20 protein-coding genes are annotated in these 25,847 nt (G+C 61.9%); 11 read left to right on the top strand and 9 right to left on the bottom strand.

The annotated features are described in order from the left end of the window. Positions 1-265: 265 nt before the first annotated feature. The 3 genes from K5R88_RS03815 to K5R88_RS03805 all read left to right on the top strand — a co-directional run bounded on the left by K5R88_RS03815 (position 266) and on the right by K5R88_RS03805 (position 3,472). A complete protein-coding gene (locus tag K5R88_RS03815; protein ID WP_008031541.1) occupies positions 266-1,129 on the top strand; it encodes a LysR family transcriptional regulator in 864 nt (287 codons plus the stop codon). 106 nt (positions 1,130-1,235) lie between these two features. Next, the gene (locus K5R88_RS03810) at positions 1,236-2,375 is read left to right on the top strand and encodes a sterol desaturase/SRPBCC family protein (RefSeq protein ID WP_226299228.1); all 1,140 of its coding nucleotides are present in this window, start codon (positions 1,236-1,238) and stop codon (positions 2,373-2,375) included. Next, positions 2,372-3,472, top strand: a complete 1,101-nt coding sequence (locus K5R88_RS03805; RefSeq protein WP_226299227.1) for an SMP-30/gluconolactonase/LRE family protein — start codon at positions 2,372-2,374, stop codon at positions 3,470-3,472. Before K5R88_RS03810 ends, K5R88_RS03805 begins: the two co-directional genes overlap by 4 nt. Before the next feature lie 188 nt (positions 3,473-3,660). On the opposite strand, the gene K5R88_RS03800 is transcribed toward K5R88_RS03805, so the two are convergent. The 4 genes from K5R88_RS03800 to K5R88_RS03785 form a co-directional block, all read right to left on the bottom strand. Then, the gene (locus K5R88_RS03800) at positions 3,661-3,894 is read right to left on the bottom strand and encodes a hypothetical protein (RefSeq protein WP_008031536.1); all 234 of its coding nucleotides are present in this window, start codon (positions 3,892-3,894) and stop codon (positions 3,661-3,663) included. Between the two features lie 128 nt (positions 3,895-4,022). Next, positions 4,023-6,656 carry an excinuclease ABC subunit UvrA gene (locus tag K5R88_RS03795; RefSeq protein ID WP_226299226.1) on the bottom strand — a complete coding sequence of 878 codons (2,634 nt, stop codon included), beginning with the start codon at positions 6,654-6,656 and terminating at the stop codon, positions 4,023-4,025. A 143-nt stretch (positions 6,657-6,799) separates the two neighbouring features. Next, positions 6,800-8,863 carry a hybrid sensor histidine kinase/response regulator gene (locus tag K5R88_RS03790; protein WP_226299225.1) on the bottom strand — a complete coding sequence of 688 codons (2,064 nt, stop codon included), beginning with the start codon at positions 8,861-8,863 and terminating at the stop codon, positions 6,800-6,802. 284 nt (positions 8,864-9,147) lie between these two features. After that, a complete protein-coding gene (locus K5R88_RS03785; protein ID WP_008031530.1) occupies positions 9,148-9,837 on the bottom strand; it encodes a GntR family transcriptional regulator in 690 nt (229 codons plus the stop codon). 139 nt (positions 9,838-9,976) lie between these two features. On the opposite strand from K5R88_RS03785, the gene K5R88_RS03780 reads away from it, so the two are divergent. From K5R88_RS03780 to K5R88_RS03750, 7 genes are all read left to right on the top strand, one after another. After that, positions 9,977-11,062, top strand: coding sequence for an ABC transporter ATP-binding protein (locus K5R88_RS03780; protein ID WP_226299224.1), 1,086 nt, complete (start codon positions 9,977-9,979; stop codon positions 11,060-11,062). Position 11,063: 1 nt separating this feature from the next. After that, a complete protein-coding gene (locus K5R88_RS03775) occupies positions 11,064-11,981 on the top strand; it encodes an ABC transporter permease (RefSeq protein ID WP_008042584.1) in 918 nt (305 codons plus the stop codon). Then, positions 11,978-12,766: an ABC transporter permease gene (locus K5R88_RS03770; protein WP_008031524.1), complete on the top strand. Its 789-nt coding sequence runs from the start codon at positions 11,978-11,980 to the stop codon at positions 12,764-12,766. The genes K5R88_RS03775 and K5R88_RS03770 overlap by 4 nt, the downstream gene beginning before the upstream one ends. Before the next feature lie 20 nt (positions 12,767-12,786). Continuing rightward, positions 12,787-13,839, top strand: coding sequence for an extracellular solute-binding protein (locus K5R88_RS03765; protein WP_226299223.1), 1,053 nt, complete (start codon positions 12,787-12,789; stop codon positions 13,837-13,839). A gap of 131 nt (positions 13,840-13,970) precedes the next feature. After that, positions 13,971-15,167, top strand: coding sequence for an amidohydrolase family protein (locus K5R88_RS03760; protein WP_226299222.1), 1,197 nt, complete (start codon positions 13,971-13,973; stop codon positions 15,165-15,167). Next, entirely contained in the window at positions 15,164-16,651 is a 1,488-nt protein-coding gene (locus K5R88_RS03755) for an amidohydrolase family protein (RefSeq protein ID WP_226299221.1), read from the top strand. Before K5R88_RS03760 ends, K5R88_RS03755 begins: the two co-directional genes overlap by 4 nt. A gap of 12 nt (positions 16,652-16,663) precedes the next feature. Further along, positions 16,664-17,326 (top strand): flavin reductase family protein, encoded by a 663-nt coding sequence (locus tag K5R88_RS03750; protein WP_008031517.1) that lies wholly within the window; start codon positions 16,664-16,666, stop codon positions 17,324-17,326. Positions 17,327-17,453: 127 nt separating this feature from the next. On the opposite strand, the gene K5R88_RS03745 is transcribed toward K5R88_RS03750, so the two are convergent. The 5 genes from K5R88_RS03745 to K5R88_RS03725 all read right to left on the bottom strand — a co-directional run bounded on the left by K5R88_RS03745 (position 17,454) and on the right by K5R88_RS03725 (position 23,513). Next, a complete protein-coding gene (locus tag K5R88_RS03745; protein ID WP_226299220.1) occupies positions 17,454-20,552 on the bottom strand; it encodes an error-prone DNA polymerase in 3,099 nt (1,032 codons plus the stop codon). Next, positions 20,528-21,943 carry a Y-family DNA polymerase gene (locus K5R88_RS03740; RefSeq protein ID WP_207286605.1) on the bottom strand — a complete coding sequence of 472 codons (1,416 nt, stop codon included), beginning with the start codon at positions 21,941-21,943 and terminating at the stop codon, positions 20,528-20,530. Before K5R88_RS03740 ends, K5R88_RS03745 begins: the two co-directional genes overlap by 25 nt. A 7-nt stretch (positions 21,944-21,950) precedes the next feature. Further along, complete coding sequence (imuA, locus tag K5R88_RS03735; protein WP_008034486.1) at positions 21,951-22,568, bottom strand: translesion DNA synthesis-associated protein ImuA; 618 nt, start codon at positions 22,566-22,568, stop codon at positions 21,951-21,953. Then, positions 22,568-23,185, bottom strand: coding sequence for a transcriptional repressor LexA (gene lexA / locus K5R88_RS03730; protein WP_008034491.1), 618 nt, complete (start codon positions 23,183-23,185; stop codon positions 22,568-22,570). Before lexA ends, imuA begins: the two co-directional genes overlap by 1 nt. A 91-nt stretch (positions 23,186-23,276) precedes the next feature. Beyond that, the gene (locus K5R88_RS03725) at positions 23,277-23,513 is read right to left on the bottom strand and encodes a hypothetical protein (protein WP_032832733.1); all 237 of its coding nucleotides are present in this window, start codon (positions 23,511-23,513) and stop codon (positions 23,277-23,279) included. A gap of 182 nt (positions 23,514-23,695) precedes the next feature. Here K5R88_RS03725 and K5R88_RS03720 point away from each other — a divergent pair, with 182 nt between their 5' ends. Further along, on the top strand, positions 23,696-25,459 hold the full coding sequence (locus tag K5R88_RS03720) for an L-lactate permease (RefSeq protein WP_008042563.1): 1,764 nt from the start codon (positions 23,696-23,698) through the stop codon (positions 25,457-25,459). The last annotated feature ends 388 nt before the right edge of the window (positions 25,460-25,847 follow it).

The following is a 25,847-nucleotide window of genomic DNA, read 5'->3' as shown; positions in this document are numbered from 1 at the left end:
ATGCCGGGTTAGCCGCCCCCGGCCATGGATGGCCGATGGCGGCGGGCCCACGGAGCAGGACCGGAGCGAGGGCATGCCGAGCATTAGCGAGGCACCGAACGAAAGGGGCAAGAGCGCTTGGTTACTTGGCGCTTCTCCAAGTGACTCGCTGTAAAAGCGAAACCAATAGCGGCCGTAACCAAAAAAACGGATATGTACACCATCAAAAAATGAGAGCCCCACAGTATCCGTTTACAATGCCCACACCTCCCGCACCGGCCGCCCCATGGACATCGACCTCGCCCGCACCTTTCTGGAAATCGTCCGCCACGGCAGCCTCGCCGCGGCCGCTGAAAAACTCCACGTCACCCAGACCGCGATCACCGCACGCGTGCAGAAACTCGAAAGCCAACTGGGCAGCACACTGTTCGTGCGCAACCGCGCCGGTGCCCGTCTGACCCCGAACGGCGAAGCATTTGTGGTGTACGCCAATCAACTGGTCGAAACCTGGGACGCCGCACGACGGGACTTGCCGTTGCCTGAGGGTTACCACGACGTATTGCACATCGGTGGCGAAGTCAGCCTGTGCAACCCGTTGATGCTCAGTTGGGCCGGCGAGCTGCGGGAGAAGATTCCCAGCCACGCGCTGCGCATGGAGATCCGCGACGGCGAAAACCTGCTGCGCCAACTGGAACTGGGGGTGTTGGACGCGGCGCTGGTCTACCAACCGGAGTACTGGCCGCGCCTGCAAGTCGAACAGGTGCTGGAGGAAAAACTGGTCCTCGTGCGGTTTCCCGGTAAACCCGATCCCTATGTCTACATTGACTGGGGCCCGGATTTCCGTCGCCAGCACGATGCGGCCCTACCGGAAAAAGCCAAGGCTGCCCTGAGCTTCAACCTCGGCCCGCTGGGCTTGCAATACATCCTTGAAAACGGCGGCAGTGGCTATTTCCGTACCCGCGTGGTGCAGAGTTATCTGGAAAGCGGCGTACTGGAACAGGTGCCCAAGGCCCCGGAATTCAGCTACCCGACCTACCTGGTCTATTCCCGCGACCGCGACTCGGCAACCCTGCAACGGGCCTTCGACCTGCTGCGTCAAGTCATCCAGTCCGATGAAGACTGGTCGCAACGCTGGAACCCGCTGACCTGAGTCCGCTTTACACCGGATCATGGCGTTTGTGTCCTCAAGCTTCGGTCCGCCTTGCACGGCGGGATCGTCTAATCTGCTGGGACAACAATAACCACAGGTGACCGCAGTGAGGCAGACCACCGAGGCTTTTCGCAACCGCTATCGCGCAGACATTCATCCCCTCTACAACCCCTGGTTGCACGGCGCCTTTGTGCTGCTGTTCGGTTTGCTGGCCATCGCGTTGTTCTGGAGCACTGTGCACCAGGTGCAACCGCTGGAATGGCTGGCGGTGCCGCTGACGTTATTGTTCTTCAACTTTGGCGTGTACATGGTGCATCGCCACCTGGGGCATCACAAAAAGAGCTTCGCGCGGATGTTCTATGCCCGTCACGCCGGTGACCATCACAGCTTCTTTGCGCCCGGGCACATGACCTACGACAGTGCCCGTGACTGGCGGGTAATCCTGTTTCCGGCGTGGCTGATCGTGCTGCACACGCTCGTCATTACCCTGCCCGTCTGGTGGCTGCTTGAGCAGTTCGATGCCAACGTCGCCGGGCTTTTCGGTGGCTGCCTGGTCCTTGGTTACCTGACTTATGAAGTGTTTCATGCCTGCGAGCACCTGCCGCCCGAGAACCCGGTCACACGCTTGCCGTGGATCCGCCAGATGCGCCGCCTGCATGAGCTGCATCACCGTCGCGAGTTGATGCAGGAGCGCAACTTCAACATCGTTTTTCCGCTGATGGACTACCTGTTCGGCACGCTCTATTGGGAGCCCGAGCCGACCTACCTGACGAGAGCGCCCATGACCAGCATGCAGCATCAGATCAACATTGCCGGCAACCCGATTGACGTGCTCGCCTACGCCAGCACCGTGACCCGTTGGCCCGAATGGCACCCGTCGTCGCTCAAGGTCGATGGTCCGGGCGGCTCGCTGCATGCCGGGGCGCGGTTCGAGGAAGACATCCGCGCCGGCGGGCGCGAGGGGCATCTGAGCTGGGTGGTCGACGAGTACCTGCCCGGTCGCCGCTGGATCGCGCGGGCTCATGGTGACAACGGACTGTCGCTGGTGGTGACTTACGAATGCACGGCCGAGGGCGATGGCACGCGGTTTGTCCGTACCCTGGACTATCAGTTCAGCGGCCTGGCAATGCGCATCGCCAATCGACTGCTGCTCAAGCGGCGCATTGACCGTGAGTCGGCGGCATCGATGCAGGCCTTGCGCGAGATGGCACACAAACACCTGGCCGCCGCAGGAGCCAACGCGTGAGTCGAACCGTCAAGTTTCGTCATGTCGTGTTGTTGGTGATCGTGGCCATCGCGGCCTTTCTGCTGCTGATGCCGACCAAGGTGCAACCGGTGGCCTGGACTCCGCCGCCGGCACCGTCCCTCACCAGCGGCCCCTACGCCGACAATCAACGCCTCAAAGGTGTGGAGCGTGTCGGCGCGGCGGATATCGACGGGCCGGAAGCGTTGCTGCTGGAGAACAATGCGCTCATTACGGGCCTGCATGACGGCAGTCTGATCCGTACCAGCCTCGACGGCGAAGCCACCAAGGTGCTGGCCGATACCGGCGGCCGACCGCTTGGCCTGGCGCGTCACCCCAATGGTTTGCTGGTGATCGCCGACGGGATCAAGGGCTTGCTGTCGCTGGACGCCCAGGGTCGCTTGATCCCATTGACCACAGAGGCCAACAGCGTGCCCTTCGGTTTCACTGATGACGTGGTCATCGACAAGTCGGGGCACTACGCCTATTTCAGCGATGCTTCCAGCCGCTTCGGCTATGGCAGCGATGGCGACGCGATCATCGAGCATGGCGGCGACGGTCGCTTGCTGCGTTATGACTTCCAGACCGGTAAAACCACGGTCCTGCTGGATAAGCTGGAATTCGCCAACGGCGTGACGCTGGGCCCGGACGATGCCTTTGTGCTGGTGAACGAGACCGGCGCCTATCGCATCAGCCGTTACTGGCTGAGCGGACCCAAGGCCGGCACCCACGATCTGTTTATCGACAACTTGCCGGGCTTGCCGGACAACCTGGCGTTCAATGGCCGGGACCGTTTCTGGGTGGCGCTGTATGCACCGCGCAACGCCCTGCTTGATGCCACGGCGCCGTATCCCTTCGTGCGCAAGATGATTGTGCGGGCGATGACGGTCCTGCCCAAACCCATAGAGAAACGCGGGTTTGTCCTGGGGCTGGATCTGGAGGGAAAGGTGATCGCCAATCTGCAGGATGGCAGCAGCGGCAACTACTCACCGATCACCACGGTGCGTGAATATGGGGAGTGGTTGTATTTCGGCTCGTTGAAGGCCAGACACATGGTGCGATTGCCGCTCGCCACCGCGTTGCCCCAAGCACCCAATTAACCTGTAGGAGCCGGCTTGCTGCGGGCGGCGCTCCGACGATAGCGGTGTGTCATCGAACGCTATTGGTGGATGACACACCGCTATCGCCAGCAAGCCGGCTCCTACAGGTTCGGTGTCGTTCAAAAGTTAACGGGGATCCATTTCGCTATGGGGTTCTGCGTTGTCGGTTTCCTTTCGGGAGCGACACGTCAGGACGGGACCTGAAGCTGTTGGACGATCTTCTCCTTGACCTGAAAGCGCTTCTCCTTGAGCTTCTTCACTGAGTCATCGCTGGACTTGGCCTGCTCTGCCTTCACCACTTCGGCATCCGCCTGCGAATACTTGTTGATCAGTGAATCCAGTAACGGATCCTTGGTGCGTTTTTGCTGGATATCTTCCTTTGAAAGTTTCAAATCCTGATAAAGGTCGTGTGGCACCGGCATGGAACACCTCCGTTTGTTGATCGGTGGCAAACGCGATCGATTGCGTTCACCAACTATCAGAATGGCCTCGGTTGGCGGGTTCTGTCGACCGCCTATCAGACCAGCGGTGTCCGTTCGTCGTCCTGGCGCTACGTATTGAGGGTTCTGGCGAGGAACGGCGCGGTCCGGCTTTTTTTGCTGCTGGCGACTTTCTGCGGCGGGCCCGCCACCACAATCTTGCCACCCTGATCCCCGGCCCCCGGCCCGATGTCGATCACCCAGTCACTTTGGGCTACCACGCGCATTTCATGTTCGACGACGATCACCGTGTGCCCCGCCGTCACCAGCGTGTTCAACTGTTCGAGCAAGCGATCGACATCCCGCGGGTGCAACCCGGTGGTGGGTTCGTCAAGCACGTAAAGCGTTGCCCCGCGCTGGTTGCGTTGCAGTTCGGTGGCCAGTTTGATGCGTTGGGCTTCGCCGCCGGACAACTCGGTCGCCGGTTGGCCGAGCCGCAGGTAACCCAGGCCGATATCGCGCAGCACTTCCAGTGAGCGGCGAATACCCGATTGCTCGGCAAACACTTCGACCGCTTCATCCACCGTCAATTGCAATACCTGCGCAATGCTCAAACCCTGCCAGGTAATCGCCAGCGTCTCGGGGTTGTAACGGGCACCATGGCAAGTCGGGCATGGCGCGTAGACGCTGGGCATGAACAGCAATTCGACGCTGACAAAACCCTCGCCTTCGCAGGTCGGGCAGCGACCCTTGGCGACGTTGAAGGAGAACTGACCGGCGTCGTAGCCTTTGGCTTGAGCTTCGGGCGTGGCGGCGTAGAGTTTGCGCACGTTGTCGAACAGCCCGGTGTAAGTCGCCAGGTTAGAGCGCGGCGTGCGGCCGATGGGTTTCTGATCGACTTGCACCAGCCGCTTGATCGACTCCAGCCCTGCGCTGACCTGACCGCCACTGACTTGCGGTGCATCGTCCTCAAGGCTCAACTCTTCTGCCTCGCTGTCACTGGCGGCGCGCCCGAGATGCGCGCCCACCAGTTCCAGCAACGCCTGACTGACCAGGCTTGATTTACCGGAACCCGACACGCCGGTCACCGAGGTGAAACAGCCCAGCGGAAACTCGACGCTGAGGTTATTCAGGTTGTTGCGAGTGATGCCTTCCAGCCGTAGCCAATCGGCTGGCTTGCGGCTGGCTCGCGGCAGCCTGACCTGATCGGCGAACAGGTAGGCGCGGGTCTGCGAGTGCGTCACGTCGGCCAGGCCCTGTGGTGGGCCGCTGTACAGAATCCGGCCGCCATGCTCGCCCGCCGCCGGCCCGACATCGATCAGCCAGTCGGCGCGGCGCATGGTTTCCAGATCATGCTCGACCACAAACAGCGTGTTGCCCGCAGTTTTCAAACGTTGCAGGGCTTCGAACAGCGCCTCGCTATCCGCCGGGTGCAGACCGGCCGACGGTTCGTCCAGCACGTAAATTACCCCGAACAACTGCGAACCCAATTGCGTCGCCAGACGCAGGCGCTGCAATTCGCCGGACGACAACGTCGGCGTGCTGCGCTCCAGTGCCAGGTAACCGAGCCCCAGGTCCGTCAACGTGCTGACCCGCTCCAGCAAATCCTGGGCGATGCGTTGCGCAGCCAGGCGTTTTTCCACCGACAGGTTCGGCGTGTGGCGCACATCCGGTGCATGGGCGTGACCACTGGCGCCGTGGGCCACTCGCTGCTCACGGGCCTCGCGGGTCTGCTCGTGGCTCAGGACCTCGCCCGCCTCATCGGCCTGGTCGAGGTAACTGTGCGCCGCCACTGGTTTCAATACGTCGGCCACTTGCAGCAACGGCATTTGCGCCAACTCGCCGATGTCATAACCGGCAAAGGTCACCGACAACGCCTCGCGTTTCAGGCGCTTGCCGTCGCACAGCGGGCAAGGGCTGCCGAGCATGAATTGCGAGACGCGCTTCTTCATCAGTGCACTTTGCGAATGGGTGAACGTGTGCAGGATGTAGCGCCGGGCACCGGTGAAGGTGCCCTGGTAACTCGGCTCCATGTTGCGCTTGAGCGCGACTTTGGTTTCTTCGGGTGTGAGCCCGGCATACACCGGAACGGTCGGGGTTTCTTCGGTGAAAAGAATCCAGTCGCGCAGCTTTTTCGGCAGGTCGCGCCAGGGTTTATCGACGTCGTAGCCCATGGTCACGAGGATGTCCCGCAGGTTCTGTCCTTGCCACGCCGTGGGCCAGGAAGCGACCGCGCGCTGGCGAATGGTCAGGCTCGGGTCCGGGACCATCAGCGCTTCGGTGACTTCATAGACCCGGCCCAAACCATGACATTCAGGGCAGGCGCCCTGGGGCGTGTTCGGTGAAAAGTCTTCGGCGTAGAGCATCGGTTGCCCCGGCGGATAGCTGCCGGCGCGCGAATACAGCATGCGGATCAGGCTCGACAACGTGGTCACGCTGCCCACCGAAGACCGCGTGCTCGGCGTACCCCGTTGTTGTTGCAAGGCGACCGCTGGCGGCAGGCCTTCGATGGAGTCGACATCCGGCACACCGACCTGGTCGATCAGACGCCGCGCATACGGCGCCACGGATTCGAAATAACGGCGTTGTGCTTCGGCGTACAGGGTCGAAAACGCCAGGGATGACTTCCCGGAACCGGAGACGCCGGTGAACACCACCAGCGCATCACGGGGGATATCGACGTCGATGTTCTTGAGGTTGTGTTCACGGGCCCCGCGTACCCTGACCATGCCGGAAGGAGGATTGGAGGTGCGCTTTGAAGTCATCAGGTGGCCTTGATCAAAGAGTTCGAAGGATTAACGCATTGCCAGGAATTTACGCGAATCCAATTGTAGGAGCCGGCTTGCTGGCGATGGCGATTTCAAGTACGCCATCGCCAGCAAGCCGGCTCCTACAATTGGATCGGGGTTCAACCGTTGAGGACGGTGCGGACCATTCGGGTCAGCGCCTCGGGACCATAGGGTTTGCTCAGCAAAAAGGTATCGGGGCTGAGCTGGTGATTGCGCGAAATAATGTCACGAGTGTGGCCGGACGTGAACAGTACGGCCACCGGTGGCGTTTGCACTTTGGCCCAGGCGGCAAGGTCCGAGCTTTTGATCAGGCCGGGCATGACCACGTCGGTAAAAATCAGCTGAACCACCACGCCGTCGAGCAACATCTGCATGGCGGCATCACCGTTGGCGGCGGTCAGGACCTGATAGCCCTCCTCGCTCAATAATTCCACCGCCGAAGCACGCACCGCTTCATTGTCCTCGACCACCAAAATGGTTTCATGCCCACCGCGTTGCTGCGTGTCATGGGTCGCTGTTTCACTGAGCAACGGGCGCAGGCTGCGCGGAAAATACAGCTGCACCCGAGTGCCCTGTCCCTCGACGCTGGACATCTCGATGTGCCCGTCACTCTGTTTGACGAAACCGAACACCATGCTCAACCCCAACCCCGTACCCTGACCATCGGCCTTGGTGGTGAAAAACGGTTCAAACGCTTGCGCGAGCACTTGCGGTGGCATACCAAGGCCGGTATCCGCCACGGCGACGCGCACGTAATCGCCAGGTGAAATACCTTTGCCCGCGCAAAACTTGCGGTCGAGGGTAACGTTCTCGGCGCTCAATTCGATGGTGCCTTCGCCCGCCATGGCGTCACGGGCATTGATCGCGAGATTGAGAATGGCGTTTTCCAGTTGGTTGCGATCAACGTTGATGTGCCAGGACGCTTGAGGCAATCGCACATCGATCTGGATGGTTTCGCCCAACGCCCGTTGCAGCAGCTCGCCCAGGCCTTCGAAGATCTGTCGTGGGTCGCAGACCGCTGGAGACAGCGGCTGACGGCGGGCGAAAGCGAGCAATTGCGAAGACAGTTTCGCGCCCCGCTCCACCGCCGCAATCGACGCCGAGACCCGACGCTGCACGTTGGCATTGTCCGGTTCATGCCGCGCCAGCAGGTGCAGGTTGCCGGCGATCACTTGCAACAGGTTATTGAAGTCATGGGCCACGCCCCCCGTGAGACCGCCGATGGCTTCGAGCTTCTGCGACTGGCGCAGTTGCTCTTCCGCCGCCAGCCGCGCTTCGACTTCGTCGGCGACGCGCTGCTCCAGGTTTCGGGTGAATTTGAGCAGGGACTCTTCGGCGGTCTTGCGTTCGTGGATGTCGATCAACACGCCGGGAAAGCGGAACGGCTCACCCTGCTCATCGAATTCGCAGCAACCGCTGGCCTGCACCCACAGGTAACTGCCGTCGGGACGCAGGACCCGATATTCGGCGTTGAAAGGTTCACCGGTGGTGATGGATTGATTGACTTGCTCATTGACCCAACTGCGGTCGTCGGGATGAATCCGCGCTTCGGCGAATTCCGTTGGCAGGTTGCCCAGGTCATGCTCGGCCGGGAAGGAAAAGGTCCGGGCAAAGCGTTCATCGCCGGAGAGCCGATTGCCTTTGATGTCCCAGACGAACGAGCCGAGCAAGGCACCGGCGTTCAACGCCAGGCGCACCCGTTCATTGTCGGCATGGTAGGCGTCTTCGGCCTCCTGGCGCCGGCGTTCGGAAATCACATGCTCCGTGGTTTCGACCACCATCGCCATGACCCCGGCCGGCGTCCCCTCGTCATTCGCCACCGGGCTGTAATAGAGGTCCAGCCAGACGTTTTCGGGGACGCCGTCGCGCAACAGCACCAGCTCTTTGTTGCGATAGGACAACGTGCCGCCCGCCAGGCAAGTGTCGACCACGTGACGATTGAATTCGGCGACTTCCGGCCAGCCCAGCTCCACCGGAGAGCCCAACAGATAAGGATGTCGGCCACCGGCGAACGACGAGTACGCATCGTTATAGATCATGTAGCCGGGGCGGCCCCAGAGCATCACCATCGGCAGCGGCGACGCGAGCAGCAATTGCACCGCGCTGCACAGGCTGGCGGGCCAGGTCTCCAGACTTCCCAGTTCAGTGCGACGCCAGTCGAACGCACGGATGCGTCCGGCCATTTCACCGTTCCATCCAGCACACCCGTGGCTATCGTCTAGAAACTGCATCGACTGGCTCTGTGTCCTGTGATTGGCGCCCGTTTGTTTCGAGCACTGCGGATGCCAATGGTTTCATAGAGGTTAGCTGATTCTGACGGCAATCTTTGCCCACCACAGATCCCTGTGGGAGCGAGCCTGCTCGCGAATGCTATTTGACATTCAACAATGATGTCGGCTGACACGACGCCATCGCCGGCAAGCCGGTCTCGCTCCCACAGGTACCAAGTCAGGCTTGAGTTTTGTGATCAAACCTCGATCAGGTGTTTGAGCGGGTGGTACCCCGTCTTCAACGTGGCGGCGACGTCCAGGATCGCCTTCTCGATGCCGTTCAAATGGATGCAGGTCAGTTCGATGGCGGCGCTCTGGTTGCCGGCCTCGATGTACTCGATCAGGCGCAGGTGCTCATCGTCGCGGCAGGCTTCGTGACTGTCGTCGTCCAGCGCGGCGGCGTACAGCGAGGCGCGGGAGATCAGTTTGCGGAACCAGTCCAGCAACACCGGATTGTTCAGGCTTTGCGCGAGTTTGATGTGGAACTCGCCGAGCAGATGGATCAGCCGTTCATGGTCGCCGTTGCGGTGCGCTTCATCTTCGAGCAACAGGTGATCGCGCAGGTCTCGGGTCACGGCGGTGTCACGACGCCGGCAGAGCTCGGTGACGATGCCGATCTCGATCAGGCGTCGCGTTTCAAACAGCGAACGGATCTCTTCATCGCTGGGCAACGACACCGATGCACCCTTATTGGGCTCGGTCGTCACCAATCCATCCGCCTCCAATTGCTTGAGCGCGGCACGAACCGACGTTCGGCTGACATTAAAAAGTTCGGCCAGCGAAGTCTCCCCAAGCTTCATGCCAGGACGCAGCGAACGCTTGCTGATCGCCTCGTAAACCCCTTGGTAGACGCGGTCGACCGTGGTCTCGAGTTTCTTCTCGGTCATTTCAACACTCCTTTAGCGCTAAACAACCGGCCCCAGGCGATGAGCAGCCTTTGAAAAGGGGGTTGCACGGGCAGATTAATCCGGCTATTTGTAGATTGCATCCAGATATTGCATACAATAATTAGAGGATTGCACCATTATGGGTCAACCAATAGCAATCGAAGTGCGTAACGTCTCCAAGCGGTATTCCGACGATCCGGGGCTGGCTCCAGCCCTCGACAACGTGTCAGTCGACATTGCCGACAACGAATTCTTCACCCTGCTCGGCCCGTCAGGCTGTGGCAAAACCACCCTGCTGCGCACCATCGCCGGTTTCGAACACGTCAGCGATGGCGAGATCCGTCTCGCCGGCGAACCGGTCAACGACCTGCCGCCGTTCAAGCGCCGGGTCAATACCGTCTTCCAGAGCTATGCGCTGTTTCCGCACATGAGCGTCGCGCAGAATATCGCCTTCGGGCTCGAGATGCAGGGCCTTGATCACAAGGTTATTCCTCGGCGTGTCGATGAGATGCTGGCGCTGGTGCAAATGCAACACCTGGCCAGACGCAAACCCGCCGAGTTGTCCGGTGGCCAGCAACAACGCGTGGCTCTGGCGCGCGCCCTGGCGCCAAAACCGAAAGTGTTGTTGCTCGACGAACCCCTGTCGGCGCTCGACCTCAAGCTGCGTAAAGAGATGCAGGTCGAACTCAAGCGCGTGCAGAAGGAAGCCGGGATCACCTTCATTTTCGTCACCCACGATCAGGAAGAAGCCCTGACCCTGTCTGACCGCATTGCCGTGATGTCCGCCGGCAAGATCCTGCAGATCGGCACCCCCAACGATATTTACGAACGGCCGCAGCATCAGTTCGTCGCCCAGTTCATCGGCGACATCAATTTCCTGCCCGGTCATCTCAAACGCGGCCAGCAGAACGAAAAACTCTTCGTGCCCAGCGGCATGCCGGTGGAGATCCCCTGCCCGGCCCAGGGTTTCGACGGCAACAACGTGCAACTGGCGTTCCGCCCGGAGCGCTCGCAACTGGTCGACCTTGAGCAGCCTCATCACCTGCGCGGCGTGATCGAAGCAGTGTTGTATGTCGGCACCGCGACGCTTTATCAGTGCCGCTTGAACAACGACATCAAGGTCATGTTGCGCGAGAACAACGAAGGCCTGAACCGTGGCCGGGTGGTCGGTGATCGTGTCGCGGTCAATCTGCCGCCCCACGCCTGCCTGTTGATGGAGGCCTGAGATGAGCGTCAGCAGCACTTCCCCCGCTCTCAACCGCGCGCTGTTGCTCAGCCCGGTGGTTCTGACTTTGCTGGCACTGATCGCGATTCCGCTGGGCATCATGGGCTACATCAGCCTGTTGCCGCGCAACGTCTACGGCGGCGTCGACTGGCAAGCCAACTGGCAATTGCAAAGCTACGTGCAGCTGTTTTTCCAGGAAGGATTCGACGGTGAACTGGAGCTGAACTGGGTCTACGCCCAAGCCTTGTTGCGCTCGGTGTTCCAGGCCGGCGGCACGACGTTGTTGTGTTTCCTGTTCGGCTTCCCGGTGGCGTTGTGGATGTCGAGCCTGACCCCGCGCCGGCGCAACCTCATGGTCTTGCTGATCACCATTCCATTCTGGACCAACCTGCTGATCCGCAACTACGCGTGGCTGATCATCCTGCGTGAACACGGTTGGGTCGCGCAGAGCCTCAACACGCTGTTCCCGCAGGCGGGCGGCATCACCCTGCTCTACAACGACTTCGCCGTCAGCGTCGGGTTGGTTTATAGCTTCCTGCCGTTCATGATTTTGCCGATCTATTCGACCCTGGAAAAACTCGACTGGCGCCTGGTGGAAGCGGCCTACGACCTGGGCGCCAACCGCTGGCACGCGCTGAAGCGAATCATCCTGCCGCTGTCGATGCCCGGCGTGATTGCCGGCGCGCTGCTGGTGTTCGTGCCGAGCCTCGGCGCCTTCATCACCCCGGCGATTCTCGGCGGCGGCAAGACGCTGATGATCGGCAACCTGATCCAGCAACAGTTCGGCACCGCGCGCAACTGGCCGCTGGGCAGTTCGCTGTCGTTCCTGTTGCTGGGGATTCTGCTGCTGTCGCTGGTGGGTTACGCCCTCTATAGCCGCAGCGCCGCCAAAACTCTACGTCGGGGAGCCACCGCATGATCGCCCTGCACCTGAAAAAACTGCCGCTGACCCGCGAAGTCAGCCTGCTGATCCTCGCGTACCTGTACGTGCCGATCTTCGTGCTGATCGCCTACAGCTTCAACGCCAACCGCTCGGCGACGGTGTGGACCGAGTTTTCATTCGCCTGGTACGGGCGGATTCTGGCCAACCCGTCGATCCAGACCGCAGCGCTGAACTCGATCATCGTCGCCAGCATCGCCACGGTCTGCGCCACGGCCATTGCGCTGCTCGCGGCGCTGGCGACTTACCGGCCGTTCTACGGGCAGAAAATGGTCGAGGGCGGGATCAACCTGCCGCTGATCCTGCCGGAGATCGTCACCGCTGTTGCCACCCTGCTGCTGTTCATGGCGCTGGGGATCAAGCTCGGTTTGCTGACGGTGATTGTCGCGCACGTCGGCTTCTGCATTCCCTTCGCGTACCTGCCAATTCGTGCACGGCTCAATGATCTCGACAAAAGCCTGCTGGAGGCGGCGAACGATTTGTACGCCAACCCGTGGCAGGTGTTTCGCCGGGTGACGTTACCGCTGTTGTGGCCGGCGGTTTTGTCCGGTTCGGTGCTGGCGTTCGTGGTCAGCCTCGACGATTTCATCATGACCTTCTTTGTTGCCGGCCCGGGTTCGACGACCTTGCCGGTGTACATCTTCTCGGCGATCAAGGCCGGCGTGACGCCGGAGATCAACGCGATCTCGACCCTGATGCTGGTGATTTCCATCGTGCTGGTGGTGCTGGCCTTCTGGCTGGGACAGCGCGGCAAAAACCAATAAATCCTGGAGCGCACAAAAACATGAAAATGAAAAAACTGTGTTTCGCCGTCACCGGTCTGGCCCTGAGTTGCTTCACGGCGTTCAGCGCCCAGGCCGCCGAGCCCAAGGAGTTGTTCTTCTACAACTGGACCGATTACTACCCGGTGGACCTGCTGGCCAAATTCGAAAAGGAGACCGGCATCAAGGTCACCATGGACGGCTACGACAGCAACGAAACCCTGCTCGCCAAATTGCAGGCCGGTGGTGCGGCGTATGACGTGATCGTGCCGTCGCAGTCGATCATGCGCACGCTGATCAATCAGAACCTGCTGCTGGAAATCGACGCATCGGCCCTGCCCAATTTCCAGCACGTCAAACCGGCGTTCCGCGACCCGAGCTTCGACCCTGGCCGCAAGTTCTCGGCACCGTACCTGTGGGGCACCACCGGGTTTTCCTATGACAGCGCACGCGTGCCGGGCGGCAAACTGGACGATTCGTGGAAGGAATTCTTCGAACCACGCAAGGAACTGCAAGGCCAGCTCGCCGCACTCGACACCTCCAGCAGCGTGATCAACGCCGCCAGCCACTATCTCAACGTCGACGAATGCAGCGAAAACCCACAGGACGCCAAGCGCATTCTGGAACTGCTGCAAAAGCAGAAACCGTTCCTGAAGATGTACAGCTCGGACAACACCGTCGACCGCATGGCCTCCGGTGAAGTGATCATGATGCAGAACTGGAACGGCTCCACCGCCCGGGCCACGTTGCAGAAGAGCAGCATCAAGTACGTGTATCCGCGCGAAGGCCTGGCGATGTTCCAGGACAACTTCGCCGTACCGAAAAGCGCGCCGCACCCCGGCAACGCGAAGATCTTCATCGACTGGATGATGAAACCGGAAAACGCCGCCGCCGTGTCCAATGCGATCGCTTACGCCAACGGCATTCAGAGCGACAAATTGATCGACGCCAAATGGCGGGTGATGGACGCGATCAACATGCCCGACGAGTTCGCCTCGCGCCTGCGTCCTGAGAAAGAGTGCAGCAACAAGGCGCGGGAGCTGCAGGACCGGATCTGGTCGAAGCTCAAGGGCTGATTGCTCGGCTTGAGACCGAGTTGCGGCCTTCGCGGGCAAGCCTCGCTCCTACAAGAGCAGCGCAGGACCTGTAGGAGCGAGGCTTGCCCGCGAAGAGGCCTGCCCAAACACCACAAAGCTTGAGGTTTGAAATGAATCACCCCCGCTGGCTGCGCAACGTGCGGCCCTACGGTTCCACCGCCGAAGACCTGCTGATTGAAAACGGCCTGTTCAAACAACGCCGTCCGGCATCGTCCGCACCACTGAATGCCACCGACATCGATGGCCAGAACCAGCTCCTCACCCCGGCCCTGGTGGAAAGCCACGTCCACCTCGACAAAACCCTCTGGGGCCAACCCTGGCGCCCGAACAGCGCCGGGCCGACGCTCAAGGACTACATCGCCAACGAGCGCCGCGTGCTGCGTGAAGTTCAGAGCCCCATCGCCGAGCGAGCCGGCGCCCTGCTGGAAAACTGCATCGCCCGTGGTTCGCTGACCATGCGTTGCCACGTCGACATCGACCCGGATTTCGGCCTGCGTCATGTCGAAGCCATGCAACAACTGCGCGAACGCTACCGCGACCTGATCGACCTGCAACTGGTGGTATTCCCGCAAACCGGCCTGATCAGCCGCCCCGGCACCGCCGAGCTGATGCGCGAGGCCATGGCCCTGGGCGTGGAAAACGTCGGGGGGCTCGACCCGTGCGGCATCGACAACGACCCCGTCGCCCAACTGGATTTCGTGTTCAAACTGGCCAGCGAATTCGACCGTGGCGTCGACATTCACCTGCACGACAAAGGTGAACTGGGCCTGTGGCAAATCGCGCTGATCGCCGATTACACCGAGCATTTCGGGCGCCATGGCCGAGTGATGATCAGCCACGCCTATTGCCTCGGGATGTTGCCTTGGAGCCAGGTCAAACCCGTGGCCGAACGCTTGGCGGCGTTGGGCATTTCGTTGATGAGTTCGGCACCGGCCGATTGTGCGGTGCCGCCGTTCCTGGCGTTGCGCGAGGCGGGGGTGAACGTGTGCCTGGGTTCGGACGGCATCCGCGACGCCTGGTCGCCCATGGGTAACGGCGACATGCTGGAACGGGCGATGCTGCTGGCGTTCCGTTTCGACTTGAACAAGGACGAGGAACTGGCGGCGGCGTTTGCAGCGTCGACGGTGAATGGTGCGCTGGCGTTGGGCTGCGAGGATTATGGCGTGGAGCTCGGTCAACCGGCGGACTTCCTGTTGATGCCGGTGCAGACGCTGGGTGAAGCCGTGGTGGCTCGACCGCTGCGACAGGTCTATCGGCGCGGCGAGCTGATTGCCGCAGGTGGTCGACTGCTGGAAAGCCGGTTGTGAAGCGCATCGCCCTGAAAAGCAGCTGCGTGGTCGGCTTCGACGGCACGCAGCATGTGCTGTGGCGCGACGGCGAAGTGGTGTTCGAGGGCTCGCGCATTGTGTTTGTCGGGCGTGGTTATTCGGGGCCGGTGGATCAGTGGATTGATTACGGCAACGCGCTGATCGGTCCCGGCTTCATCGATCTGGATGCACTCGGCGACCTCGATTCCACGGTGCTGACGCTGGACAACGGCGATGATCGCGACATGGGACGGATGTGGTCCGAGGACTATCTGGCGGCAGGTCCGCGGGAGAGTTACAGCGCGGACGAAGAAGTCTTCAAATACCGCTACGCCTTCACGCAACTGATCCGCAACGGCATCACCACCGCCATGCCGATCACCTCGATGTATTACCGCGAGTGGGCCGAGACCTACGACGAATTTGCTGCGGTGGCTGGCGTGGCGGCCGAGCTGGGGCTGCGGACTTACCTCGGGCCCTGCTACATGAGTGGCATGAGTTATTGGCGCGCCGATGGCAGCCTCGGGCATCACTGGGATGAAGCGCGGGGCCTGGCCGGGCTCGACGCTGCGGCCCGTTTTTTCCAGGATTTCGACGGTGCACATGACGGTTTGATTCGCGGCGCGCTGCTGCCGGATCGCATCCAGACCTGCACCCCGGCGCTGCTGCAACGCACCGCCGCGCTGAGCCGCGAACTGAACGCGCCGATGCGCTTGCATTGCTGTCAGGGCCTCGGCGAAGTGGCGATGGTCGAGCAGTTGCGGGGCGCTTCGCCATTGGCCTGGCTGGAGCAGTTGAACCTGCTGACCCCGCGCAGCCTGCTGCCCCACGGCATTTACACCCAAGGTGATGCAGACCTGCAACGGCTGGTGGATGGCGGCGCGAGCCTGGTGCATTGCCCGGTGGTGTTTGCCCGGGACGGCGAGGCGCTGAACTCGTTCGGACGCTATCGGGCCAAGGGCATCAACTTTGCGCTGGGCACCGACACCTGGCCGGCGGACCTGCTGGAGAACATGCGTCAGGGGTTGAACATCGCTCGCTTGATGGAGGGCGGCGGTTCGCTGACCAGCGCCCTGGATTTTTACAACGCGGCCACGCTCGGGGGCGCCAAGGCGTTGGGGCGTGACGACATCGGTCGTCTGGCACCGGGAGCCAAGGCCGACATCACGGTATTCAGCCTTCGCGGCCTGCACCTCGGGCCGCTGTTCGATCCCTTGAAAAACCTGGTGCTGGCCGGACGCGGTGATGACTGCATCGCCAGCTACATCGACGGCCGCTGCGTGATGCAGGACGGACAGGTTCAAGGCGCCGACTACCCCGCCCTGCAACGCCAGGCCCAACGACAATTCGAAACACTGATGCGCAGCCACAGCGATCGAGCCTTCGGTCGACCGGACTGGAAAAGCCTGTTCAAACCGGCCATCCCGTTCGCCGATGACTACAGCGCACAAGCGCCGCTGAGTGCGATTGATCCCCTTCCTTAGAGATTTCTGCCCATGCAAAGCTTCGACTTCAGCACCCTCAGTGCGCGGGACAAATACAAGATTCTGATCGGCAGCGTGGTGCCTCGGCCCATCGCGCTGGTCACCACGATTGATGGCGAAGGACGGATCAACGCCGCGCCGTTCAGCTTCTTCAATGCGCTGTCCGCCGACCCGCCGATCCTCGCACTGGGCGTGGAAAACTATGGGGACCAGAGCCCCAAAGACACTACGCGCAATATCCAGCTCAATCAGGAATTCACCGTCAATATCGTCAGTGATGCGCTGGTGGAAGCGATGAATGTCTGCGCCGTGCCTTTCGCTCCCGGGTTCGACGAACTGACCGCCGCCGGACTCACTGCGATTCCCGGCACCACGGTCAAATGCCCGCGGATCGGCGAGGCGCCCGTGGCGCTGGAATGCCGACGGATGATGGCGCTGTCCATCGGGCAGTCGCGGGAGATTATTTTTGGTGAAGTGCTGATGGCGCATGTGCGGGATGAACTGATCGACCCGAAAACCCTGTACATCGATCAATTGGGGCTCGATGCGATCGGGCGAATGGGTGGGCATGGGTACGCGCGTACGCGGGATTATTTCGATTTGCCGACACGGTCGTTGCAGGCGTGGACGGATGCGCCGGGTGGTGGCGAGCGGTTTTGGCCAGAGGCTAAATAGTCAGAGAATCACCACGACCTGTAGGAGCCGGCTTGCTGGCGATGGCGTCATCACGGCCACCACCGCTTCGCCAGCAAGCCGGCTCCTACAGGTTCGGTGTTGTGCAGAAAATTAACGGCATGATCCTTCAATGGAAATCCCGGCTGCGTACGTTGATGCCATCCAGTAGCGGACTCAGGTCGCTCAAGCGTCCGGCAATCAAATGCCGCACCTCGCCTTCCTTCTCCCAGCGCCCGTCGACCTTGAGCAACTGCGAGCCGACCAACACCTGCCGTTGCCGGTCGGCCAGGTCGCGCCAGACCACCACGTTGACGTTGCCGAACTCGTCTTCAAGGGTGACGAAAGTCACGCCACTGGCCGTGCCCGGACGCTGCCGACCGGTCACCAGCCCGGCGACGCTGACCGGGCGGCCATGCTCGACGTCCAGCAACTCCCGCGAACTGCGACAGCGCCGGGCTTTCAACTCACCCCGCAACAAGGCCAGTGGATGCGGGCCGAGGGTGGTGCCGAGACTGTTGTAATCCGCCAGCAGGTCTTCGCCCACCGTGGGTTTGGGCAATGCCACCGCGTCCTCTTCCTGGCTCGGCAAACCGGCGAACAAGCCCAATTGCTTCTGCACCCCCGCCACTTCCCAGCGTGCTCGATGACGATCACCGGCCAGCCCACGCAACGCGCCGGCATCGGCCAGTTGCTCCTGCGTACGGGCGTCGAGCCGCGCCCGTTCGCCGAGGTCGGCGATGTCGATAAACGCCCCCTTGGACCTCGCGGCTTCGATACGCCGCGCATCGTCTTCGCGAAAACCCTTGATCATCCGCAGCCCCATGCGAATCGCCGGCTGCGCACCGATGACGGGTTCGAGGCTGCAATCCCAGTCGCTGGCGCGCACGTCCACCGGGCAGATCTGCAAATGATGCCGGCGCGCATCCTGCAGAATCTGGTCCGGGCTGTAGAAACCCATGGGCCAGCTGTTGATCAGCGCACAGGCGAAGGCCGCCGGTTCGTGGCATTTCAACCAGCAACTGGCATAGGTCAGCAAGGCAAAACTGGCGGCGTGGGACTCGGGAAATCCGTAGCTGCCGAAGCCTTTGATCTGCTCGAAAATCTGCGCGGCGAATTCGGGTGTGTAGCCGTTTTTCTTCATTCCGGCGGCCAGGCGATCCTTATGTGGTTCCAGTCCGCCATGGCGTTTCCAGGCGGCCATGGAACGGCGCAATTGATCGGCTTCACCGGGGCTGTAGTCGGCAGCAACGATGGCGATCTGCATCACCTGCTCCTGGAACAGCGGTACGCCGAGCGTGCGCTTGAGTACCGCTTCCAGTTCTGGAGACGGGTAAGTCTCGGGCTCCTGTTTGTTCCGCCGTCGCAGGTACGGATGCACCATGCCACCCTGGATCGGCCCCGGCCTGACGATCGCCACTTCGATCACCAGGTCATAAAACTTCCGGGGTTTAAGCCTCGGCAGCATCGACATCTGCGCCCGGGACTCGATCTGGAACACGCCAATGGTGTCCGCATGACCAATCATGTCGTAGGTTTGCGGGTCTTCGGACGGGATCGTCGCCAGGCTTAAATCAAGGTTGCGGTGCCGTCGCAGCAGATCAAAGCAGCGGCGGATGGCGCTGAGCATGCCCAGCGCAAGAATATCGACCTTGAGCAAACCGACCGCGTCCAGATCGTCCTTGTCCCACTGGATGATGGTGCGCTCGGCCATGGCGGCGTTTTCCACCGGCACCAGACTGTCCAGCGGTTGCTCGGAAATGACGAAACCACCCGGGTGCTGGGACAGGTGCCGGGGGAAACCGATCAGTTGCCCGGTCAGGCTCAGCACCCGGCGCAACACCGGGCTCTCGGGATCGAAACCGCCTTCACGCAGGCGCTCCACCGGTGGTGTTTCATCACTCCAGTGGCCGCAGCAATCGGCCAGGGCATTGACCTGGTCCGGCGGCAAACCCAACGCCTTGGCCACATCGCGTACCGCGCCGGCCGCGTGGTAGGTGCTGACCACCGCCGTCAACGCCGCACGGGTCCGGCCATAACGCTGGAACACGTACTGCAAGACTTCTTCGCGTCGCTCGTGCTCGAAATCGACGTCGATGTCCGGCGGCTCGTTGCGCTCTTTGGAGAGAAAGCGCTCGAACAACAGCGTGGTGCGATCCGGATCGATTTCCGTGATTCCCAAGGCATAACACACCGCCGAGTTGGCGGCTGAACCACGGCCCTGACAGAGGATTTTTTGCTCACGAGCAAACCGGACGATGTCGTGAACCGTCAGGAAGTAACTTTCGTAGCCCAGTTCGGCAATCAGCTCCAGTTCCTTGTCGATCTGTTTGAGCACCTTGGCTTGCGGGCCTTTTGGCCAGCGCCATGTGATCCCCTCTTCGGTCAAATGACGCAACCAGGACGAGGCCGTCTGGCCTTCGGGCACCAGTTCGCGGGGATACTGATATCGCAACTGGCCAAGGTCGAAGGTGCAACGCCGGGCGATGGTCAAGGTTTCATCGAGCAATGCTTGCGGGTAGATCGATTGCAACACGTCGAGGCTGCGCAGATGCCGTTCGCCGTTGGGGTGCAGGCGCAACCCGGCCTCGGCCACCGGCAGGTGATGACGGATTGCGGTCATGGTGTCCTGCAAGGCGCGCCGCCCACGCGTGTGCATGTGCACATCGCCGCTGGCCACTGCCGGGATTCGCAGCTCCCTTGCCAACGTCATCAACGCACTCAATCGCCGGATATCGTCCTGGCCGCGATGTAACTGGACCGCCAGCCACAGGCGCTCGGCGAAGGCTTGCTTCAGCCAGTGACCGGTTTGAAAATCATCCGGCGCATCCGGCACCCACAACGCCAACAGCCCCGGCAAAGGCGCGCTGAAATCCTCCCGCAGCACCTGATACCGGCCTTTCTGCGAACGACGCCGCGCCCGGGTAATCAGCCGGCACAGGTTTTGGTAGCCCTCAAGGCTCTCCACCAGCAGCACCAGTTTCGGACCGTTCTCGATGCGCACTTCGCTGCCGATGATCAGTGGCAGCTCCACGGATTTGGCCGCTTGCCAGGCGCGGACAATGCCCGCCAGCGTGCATTCGTCGGTGATCGCCAGCGCCTGATAGCCCAGTTTTTTCGCCCGCTGAAAAAGTTCGAGGGCACTGGAGGCGCCACGCTGGAAACTGAAGTTCGACAGGCAGTGCAGCTCGGCATAATCAATGCTCATGCGAACCACCCCTGCAACCACAACGGGCCGCCCTCACCGACCGTACGATAGGCCCAGCCCTGTTGGCCGGAACGGGTTTCGATCAGGTAGTAGTCGCGGCGCACATCGGCGCCGTCCCACCAACCGGACTCGATGCGCTCCGGGCCCATAAGGATGCGCGTCGAACCTTCGTGTACCGCTTGCGGCTCCGTCAGCAACCAGCCCGGACGCTGCACGCCAGGCATCACCGCGCAGCGCTGGCTCTCGGCACTGGCCTGCCACGCGCACTCCGGCCGGTGATCGGCCTGGAACCGCAAGCCCTGCACCGCGTCATCCCCCAGCCGCGCGCGCAAGCGTTCGCGCAGTTGCTCCCAGGGCAAGGACTGCTGCGGGCGATCATCGAACAGTTCCTGATACTGCGGAACGAAGGCCGGCAAGTCTTCGGCGCGCAAACGAAACCCGCGCACCGGCGCCTCGACCTGAACCTGTTCCAGCCGCCCTCGGGCCAGTTCGAAGAGCATCGCCGGATCGCGCTCGGCGCTGAGCAGGCCGACCTTGATCACGCTGTCCGGCAAGCCGGCATGTTCCAGGTGCAGGTCAAAACGCTGCACACCGCTGTCGCGACCGCACAGGAACGCCGACAGATCGCCGGTCAGCCGGCGTAACGGAAACAGCAGCGCCTGATGGGATTGCACGTCGAAATTGAGTTCGATGCGCACATCGAAGCGGTCCGGCGGCAGGTAGAACGCCAGCGCCAGCCGTCGCTCGCCAGACAGCGCGTCCAGGTGCTTGAGCACCTGGGCCTCGAAACGCCGCGCCAGGCTCTGTCGCGGTAACGCCTGCACCTGGCTCAAGGTGCGCAACCCCATGCGCGACAATGCCGTGGCCACTGCCGGCTCCAGAGCGATCCGGTCGACAGGCAATTGCCCAAGATGATGCTGCAAGGCTTGAGCGTCCGGCACCACCAGACCGTCATACGCATTGGCCAATACCCGCGCCGCCACCGGGTTGGGCGCGGCAACAATCCGATGACGAAAGCCCAGTTCGCCGAGTTCGGTGCGCAAGCGCGCTTCGAATTGCGGCCAGTCGCCAAACAGTCCCAGGCTGGACTCGATTTCAAACACCACCGCACGTGGGTAATGCACGCTGACCTGGGAGCTGAAGCGGTAGGCCCAGGCCGCGAGAAACTGCTGCCAGTGCTCGATCTCGGCCGCGTCGTATTCCGCCGTGACAAAGTCTTTGCTCAAGGCCTGCGCGGCGGTCATCGACATGCCGGGGCGCAAGCCCAGCGCCCGCGCCGAAGCGTTGACCGCCTGCAACACCCGACGCTGCGCCGGACCGGTCAGCAGCGCCAGCGGCTCATCGGGATCGGGGCGCTGACGCAGTACCGCGTCCAGCGCCAATTGCGGGAAGAGAATGCACACCCAGCGCATGGCAACCTCAATGCCCCACAGGGAAGGCAATCGGCGCCGAGCGGGCCAACCCGCCCCGGCACTTGAGCACGCGCAATTGCGCAGGCCTGGCATCGATGGCGATGCGCAGCGCGGCCGGTGACGGGTTGATCGCTTCATGGATCGAGCGGTAGGCGAATGCCAGGGTCGAGCCGGTTTCCGCCGCCACCTGCAAGCGCCGCAAGGCACGGTCATCCGCCTTGTGCGGCCAGCACAGCACTGCGCCGCAACTGCCCGAACGCAGGCATTGTTCCGCCGCCCACAGCGCATCGCGCTCGCTGGCCTGGATTATCGACAACTGGCGCAGATCAACCCCGGCGTTCTGCCAGGCTTGCGGATACGGCACGTACGGCGGTGCCACCAGCACGATGCGCTCACCCGCCGCCGACAACCGCGCCAGCGCCGGCCACACCAGTTGCAACTCGCCGACACCCTGCCCGGCCAGGAGAATTTCGGTCAGCGCCGCCTCCGGCCAGCCGCCAGTGGGCAACGCCGCATCCAGCGCCGCATGCCCGGTGGGTTGCGGGCTGACCGTTGGTGGCGCAGGCCGACCCTTCCAGACCTGGCCGCCATTGAACAGCGTGTCCAGCGCAACGACGGCGCCCATCACCCTTGCCTCACCAGACCGCAGAACACCCCTTCGATGGCCAGGTCCTGATCGGCCTCGACGATGATCGGCTTATAGGCCGGGTTGCGCGGCAACAGGCGCACAGCATCGCCGACCCGCTCGAAACGCTTGATGGTCACTTCGCCGTCAAGCCGCGCCACGACGATCTGACCATTGAGCGCTTCGGGATTGCGATGCACGCCCACCAGGTCGCCATCGAGGATGCCGTCCTCGATCATCGAATCACCCTGGACCCGCAGCATGTAATCCGGCACCCGGGAGAAGATCGACGGGTCGAGCAGCAAGCGGCTGTGCACCTCGGCATCGGCACCGATCGGCGCCCCCGCCGCCACCCGGCCGAGGACCGGAATGTCCAGCAGCTCGGGGCGCGCCGGTTGCCCGAGCAAACGAATGCCTCGGGCCTGATGCGGATTGACCTCGATAAAACCGGCTTCGGTCAGCGCCAGCACATGCTTGCGCGCCACGCTGCGGGAGGCGAAACCAAAGGCCTCGCTGATTTCAGCGAGGCTCGGGGACTGACCGTGCTCCGCGATTCGATCACGGATAAACGTCAGGATGGCAGTACGGCGGGGAGTTAAAGTCGTCATGGAGTACATTTGTACTCTTTTGGCTTTTTTATGGCAAGGCCCGCCAGTCAGCTCCCCTTTATCACGGGGCCCGGCATACCGCACATCCGGATGTCAGCCCCTATAACGTCCGCTGGCCATTGCCGATATCCTTGGCTTTCTCGATCCCCCACTCCATCGCGGCCTCCATGTCGAGAAAATGCAACGCCGGGTGATCATTCTCCTCAATGGCAGAGCCATCGGGTCGGTATACCCCGATGAACATTCCCAACGAACCGTCTCGCAGGATCTCGGCCTTGACCTTGATGCTGCAATCGTTCGACAGCGTTTCCGTATGAACCATGTGGCGCTCAGTCATCATCGCGTTCCTCCGGGTGATTGAATCCAGTAAAGGCGATCTGCAGTCCCTGTTTCAAGTTCGACCCATCCGCCAAAAGGCGTGATTTATGGGGCACAAGACAGCGGCGTAATGCCACCTATACTACAAGCCACCGCCCCCTCGGGGTCTGCAATCCCAACAATAAAAAGCAGAGGTGGAACATGGTCTGGCAGCAAATCTACGATCCGTTCGGCAACCCGGTCATTTCAACCATCATGGCCGCTGTGCCGGTCGTGGTGATGCTCGCAGCCCTGGCCTTTTTCCACATCAAGGCCCATCTGGCGGCCTTGCTCGCCCTCGCCTCAGCGCTGGTCATCGCGATTTTCGCCTTCGGCATGCCGGCGAACATGGCAGGCTCGGCCGCCCTTTACGGCGCCGCCAACGGCTTGCTGCCAATTGGCTGGATTGTGCTGAACATCATCTTCCTGCACCGGCTGACTACCGAAAACGGCTCATTCAAAGTGCTGCAGGACTCGCTGGCGCGCATTACCGACGATCGCCGCCTGCAACTGCTGCTGATTGCCTTCTGCTTCGGTGCCTTCTTCGAAGGGGCTGCCGGTTTCGGCACACCCGTGGCGGTGACCGGCGCGATTCTGATTGGCCTGGGCTTCTCGCCGCTGGCGGCGTCGGGCCTGGCGTTGATCGCCAACACCGCGCCCGTGGCGTTCGGCGCCCTCGGCACGCCGATCATTACCCTGGCCAAAGTGACCGGTCTGGACGAAATGGAACTGTCGATGATGGTCGGTCGGCAATTGCCGTTTTTCTCGGTGATCGTGCCGTTCTGGTTGATCTGGGCCTTTGCCGGGTGGCGCAAGATGCTGGAAATCTGGCCGGCCATCCTGGTCGCCGGGGTCAGTTTCGCCGTGCCGCAATTCCTGGTCTCCAACTATCACGGGCCGATGCTGGTGGACGTGATCGCCGCACTGATTTCCATGGCCTGCCTCACCGGTTTTCTCAAGGTGTGGAAACCCGCGACCGTGCACACCTCCGCCGCGCTGTCCGGGCGCGTCGACAACTCCAAAATAGCCGAAGAACATGACGAGAAACCCATCGCCAGCGCGACCTTCGCCAGCGATGCCAAGCCTGCGGTCATGCGCGCGTGGATGCCGTGGATCATCCTCACGGTGTTCGTGTTCGCCTGGGGTACCCAAGGCTTCAAAAACCTGTTCGATACCCGCCCGGCGATTGATCCCGTGACCCACTCGGCCAAGCTCGACCCCCAAGGCAAACCGCTGCGCGAAGCGAACCCGATCTTTGCGCCGGTCGTCACCTTCGGCACGATCCACCAGCAAATCGAAAAGGTCCCACCGGTGGTGCCTGCGCCTAAAACCGAGGACGCAGTCTACAAGTTCACCTGGCTGACCAGCACCGGCAGCGGCATCTTGCTGGCGGCGATCTTTGGTGGGCTATTGATGGGTTACTCCATCCCGCAGTTGGTCAAACACTATCTGCGCACGATCTGGGTCGTGCGTTACTCGCTGATTACCATCGTCGCGATGCTCGCGCTCGGCTTCCTCACCCGCTATTCGGGGCTGGACGCGACCATGGGCCTGGCGTTCGCTGCGACGGGTATCTTTTACCCGATGTTTGGCACCTTGCTCGGCTGGCTCGGCGTGGCGCTGACTGGGTCGGACACGGCGTCCAACGTGCTGTTCGGCGGGCTGCAGCGGGTGACGGCCGAGCAATTGGGGCTTAGTCCGGTGTTGATGGCTGCTGCCAACAGTTCCGGTGGGGTCATGGGCAAGATGGTCGATGCGCAGTCGATCGTGGTGGCTTCCACTGCTACGCGTTGGTATGGGCATGAGGGGGAAATTCTGCGTTATGTGTTCTTCCATTCCGTCATTCTGGCGATTCTGGTGGGGGGGTTGGTGACGTTGCAGGCTTATGTGGCGCCGTTTAGTCATATGGTGGTGGGTGGGCATTGAGCGCTGGGGGCATATCCGTTTCTGCGGTGATGGCTGCTGGCGGTTTCGCTCTTACAGCGAGTCACTTGGAAAAGCCCCAAGTAACCAAGGGCTCTTGCCCCTGTCGTTCGGTGGCTCGCTAATGCTCGCCATGCCCTCGCTCCGGTCCTGCTCCGTGGGCCCGCCGCCATCGGCCATCCATGGCCGGGGGCGGCTACCGCCACAGCCGCCGAGGCGGCCTGAAAGCCGACCTGGCTCTTTGGCCGTGTGCACACTCCCACATTGTGGTGGCTGCACTAATTTTGGATGTTTGCACATTCCCCCTGTAGGAGCCGGCTTGCTGGCGATGGCGTCCGTCCAGCCAATACATACGTTGACTGACTCACCGCTATCGCCAGCAAGCCGGCTC

This window comes from Pseudomonas sp. MM213 (assembly GCF_020423045.1).
Lineage (GTDB): Bacteria > Pseudomonadota > Gammaproteobacteria > Pseudomonadales > Pseudomonadaceae > Aquipseudomonas > Aquipseudomonas migulae.
Note: the sequence above shows the minus strand (reverse complement) of the source record. Positions and strands in the feature narration are given on the sequence as shown.